This is a genomic window from Micromonospora sp. 4G55 (assembly GCF_016803375.1).
This window is the reverse complement of record NZ_JAEVHN010000622.1, coordinates 1-3579: the sequence shown is the minus strand read 5'-3', so window position 1 is coordinate 3579 and position 3579 is coordinate 1. Positions and strand designations below refer to the sequence as shown.

Genomic DNA, 3579 nt, shown 5'->3' with positions numbered 1-3579 from the left:
GCTGCCCGACGACGCCGACGCCCCGGCAGCGCTGCGCGCGGTCGCCGAGGGCGCGCTGCTCGGCGGCTACCGGTTCGCCGGCTACAAGACCAAGCCGCAGCCGACCCGGCGCACACCGGTGGCCGAGGTGCTGATCTCCGTGCCGGACGCCGGTGACGCGACCGCCCGGGGCGAGATCGACCGGGCCACCGCGGTGGCCGGCGCGGTCCGTACCAGCCGGGACTGGGTGAACACCGCCCCGAACGAGCTGCGTCCGCCGGCCTTCGCCGAGGCCGTCGCGACGGCCGCCCGCGCGGCCGGGCTCGGCGTCGAGGTGCTCGACGAGGAGGCGCTGCGCGCCGGCGGGTACGGCGGCATCGTCGCCGTCGGGCAGGGCTCGGAGGCCCCGCCGCGCCTGGTCAAGCTCACGTACACCCCGTCGGGTGGCGGCAGCGGCAAGCGGGTGGCGCTGGTCGGCAAGGGCATCACCTTCGACACCGGCGGCATCTCCATCAAGCCGGCGCAGGGCATGTGGGAGATGAAGTCGGACATGGCCGGGGCGGCCGCCGTCGGCGCCGCGATGCTGGCGATCGCCGCGGTGAAGCCGTCGGTGGCGGTGACCGCGTACCTGCCGATGGCGGAGAACATGCCGTCGGGCACCAGCTACCGGCCGGGTGACGTGATCACCATGTTCAACGGCAAGAAGGTCGAGGTGCTCAACACCGACGCCGAGGGCCGGATGATCCTGGGTGACGCGATGGCGCGGGCCTGCGCGGACGGCACCGACTACCTCTTCGAGACGTCCACCCTCACCGGTGGGCAGGTCATCGCGCTGGGCAAGAAGATCGCCGGCGTGATGGGCACCCCGGAGCTGTGCGAGCGGGTCAGGACCGTCGGCGAGTCCGTCGGCGAGCCGGCCTGGCCGATGCCGCTGCCGGACGACGTGCGCAAGGGCATGGACTCCGACGTCGCGGACATCTCCCAGGTCAACGCCGGCATGGACCGGGCCGGGCACATGCTCCAGGGTGGCGTGTTCCTGCGCGAGTTCGTCACCGAGGACGTGGCCTGGGCGCACATCGACATCGCCGGCCCGGGCTACCACTCGGGCGAGGCGACCGGCTACTGGACGAAGGGCGGCACCGGCGTCCCGGTCCGCACCCTGGTGCAGCTGGTCGAGGACGTCGCCGCCAACGGCTGACGCCCACCCGCACCCACGATCGGGGCGCTCCCACACCCGGGAGGCGCCCCGCCCGCATTCCCACCAGGATCCGCGCACTTTCCGAGAAAGCGTGGCTATTCGGCGCGGAATAGCCACGCTTTCCGTGAAAGTGCGCCCACGGTGTTGGGGGTGGGTTAGAAGAGTTCGGGGCGGCGTTTGCGGCGCTCGTTGTAGTCGCGCATCCGCTGCGGGTAGCCCATCAGGCGGACGTCGTAGATGGGGACGGCCAGCCGGTGGGCGAAGCGGCGGGCTCCCTCGGGGCTGTCGACGCGACGGCGGGTCCACTCCCCGTCGTCGGCGATCAGGATGACGGTGGTCTCGGTGACCGTGGTCCGCGGCTCGATGTACGCCTCGACGCCCCGCCGGGTCCGGACGAAGTTCTCAAGATGGTCCAGATCGGCCCGGTCGGCGGGGCGGCCACGGCTGACCGCGCCCGTCTGCTTGCGTCGCCGGAATAGCCCCACCGACTGTCTCCTCCCCCGTCCGTCATCGAAGACGGTGCCAAGAGTACGTGTCGACGACGTGTCGTTGGGCACCTCGGTACGCGCCCGGCATCCCCTAGTGACAAGATGACCGAGGTGGGGTGTGTCCCTGTTACCCCACCGTGACCCCCGATGCAGCGACGCGACCTGGGAGTTGGACGTGAGCGAGCCGAACGAGACCTTCGACATCGTCATTCTCGGAGGTGGCAGCGGCGGCTACGCGGCGGCGCTGCGTGCCGCCCAGTTGGATCTCTCGGTCGCGCTGATCGAGAAGGGGAAGCTCGGCGGCACCTGCCTGCACAACGGCTGCATCCCCACCAAGGCGCTGCTGCACGCGGCCGAGATCGCCGACCAGACCCGCGAGTCGGAGCAGTTCGGCGTGAAGGCCGAGCTGGTCGGCATCGACATGGCGGGGGTCAACTCGTACAAGGACGGCGTGGTCTCCCGTCTCTACAAGGGCCTGCAGGGCCTGGTGGGCAGCGCCAAGAACATCACCTTCGTGGCCGCGCCGGCAAGCTGGTCGGCAAGAACGTCGTCGAGGTCGACGGCAAGCGCTACACCGGCCGCAACGTCATCCTGGCCTCCGGCTCGTACGCCAAGAGCCTGCCCGGCCTGGAGATCGACGGCGAGCGGATCATCACCAGCGACCACGCGCTGACCCTGGACCGGGTCCCGGCGTCGGTGATCGTGCTCGGCGGCGGCGTGATCGGCGTCGAGTTCGCCAGCGTGTGGAAGTCCTTCGGCGTGGACGTCACGATCGTCGAGGCGCTGCCCCGCCTGGTCGCCGCCGAGGACGAGGAGTCGTCCAAGGCGCTGGAGCGGGCCTTCCGCAAGCGGAAGATCAACTTCAAGGTCGGCAAGCCGTTCGAGAAGGTCGAGAAGACCGACAACGGCGTCAAGCTGACCATCGCCGGCGGCGAGACCGTCGAGGCCGAGCTGCTGCTGGTCGCCGTCGGGCGCGGCCCGAACACCGCCAACCTCGGGTACGAGGAGCAGGGCGTGAAGATGGACCGCGGCTACGTGCTGACCGACGAGCGGCTGCGCACCAGCGTGCCGAACGTCTACGCGGTCGGCGACATCGTGCCCGGCCTCCAGCTCGCCCACCGCGGCTTCCAGCAGGGCATCTTCGTCGCCGAGGAGATCGCCGGCCAGAACCCGGCCGTGATCGACGAGGCCGGCATCCCGCGGGTCACCTACTCCGACCCGGAGCTGGCGTCGGTGGGTCTGACCGAGACGAAGGCCAAGGAGCAGTACGGCGCGGACAAGGTCAAGACCTACAACTACAACCTGGGTGGCAACGGCAAGAGCCAGATCCTCAAGACGGCCGGCTTCGTGAAGCTGGTCCGGGTGGAGGACGGCCCGGTGGTCGGCGTGCACATGGTCGGCGCCCGGGTCGGTGAGCTCGTCGGCGAGGCGCAGCTCATCTACAACTGGGAGGCGTACCCGGCCGAGGTGGCGCAGCTCGTGCACGCCCACCCGACGCAGAACGAGGCCCTGGGCGAGGCGCACCTGGCCCTCGCCGGCAAGCCGCTGCACGCACACGCCTGATCGAGAACTGATTCCGCGGCGTCCGGCGGCAGACGGGCGAGATCGCACCAGGGGAATGAAGGAGTCATAAGAGATGCCGGTATCGGTCACCATGCCTCGGCTCGGCGAGAGCGTCACCGAGGGCACCGTCACCCGCTGGCTCAAGCAGGAGGGCGACACCGTCGAGGTCGACGAGCCGCTGCTCGAGGTGTCGACCGACAAGGTCGACACCGAGATCCCGTCCCCCGCGGCGGGCGTGCTGAGCCGGATCGTGGTCGGCGAGGACGAGACCGCCGAGGTGGGCAGCGAGCTGGCCGTCATCGCCGGTGAGGGCGAGCAGGCCGGTGGCGGCGAGGCCGCCCCGCAGCAGGC

At 70.7% G+C, this 3579-nt stretch carries 3 protein-coding genes and 1 pseudogene; 3 read left to right on the top strand and 1 reads right to left on the bottom strand.

Annotated elements, in window-relative coordinates; all coding sequences use genetic code 11:
• The coding region (locus JNW89_RS31155) for a leucyl aminopeptidase (RefSeq protein WP_238451794.1) at window positions 1-1177 on the top strand (1177 nt) is incomplete at its 5' end.
• A 155-nt stretch (window positions 1178-1332) separates the two neighbouring features.
• Here the strand turns inward: JNW89_RS31155 and JNW89_RS31150 are convergent.
• A complete protein-coding gene (locus tag JNW89_RS31150; RefSeq protein ID WP_088961017.1) occupies window positions 1333-1662 on the bottom strand; it encodes a hypothetical protein in 330 nt (109 codons plus the stop codon).
• A gap of 178 nt (window positions 1663-1840) precedes the next feature.
• Here JNW89_RS31150 and lpdA point away from each other — a divergent pair.
• Window positions 1841-3228 (top strand): annotated as a pseudogene (lpdA, locus tag JNW89_RS31145) (dihydrolipoyl dehydrogenase).
• 73 nt (window positions 3229-3301) lie between these two features.
• Window positions 3302-3579 (top strand): biotin/lipoyl-containing protein (locus JNW89_RS31140; protein WP_305070552.1); only part of this gene is annotated, 278 nt, incomplete at its 3' end.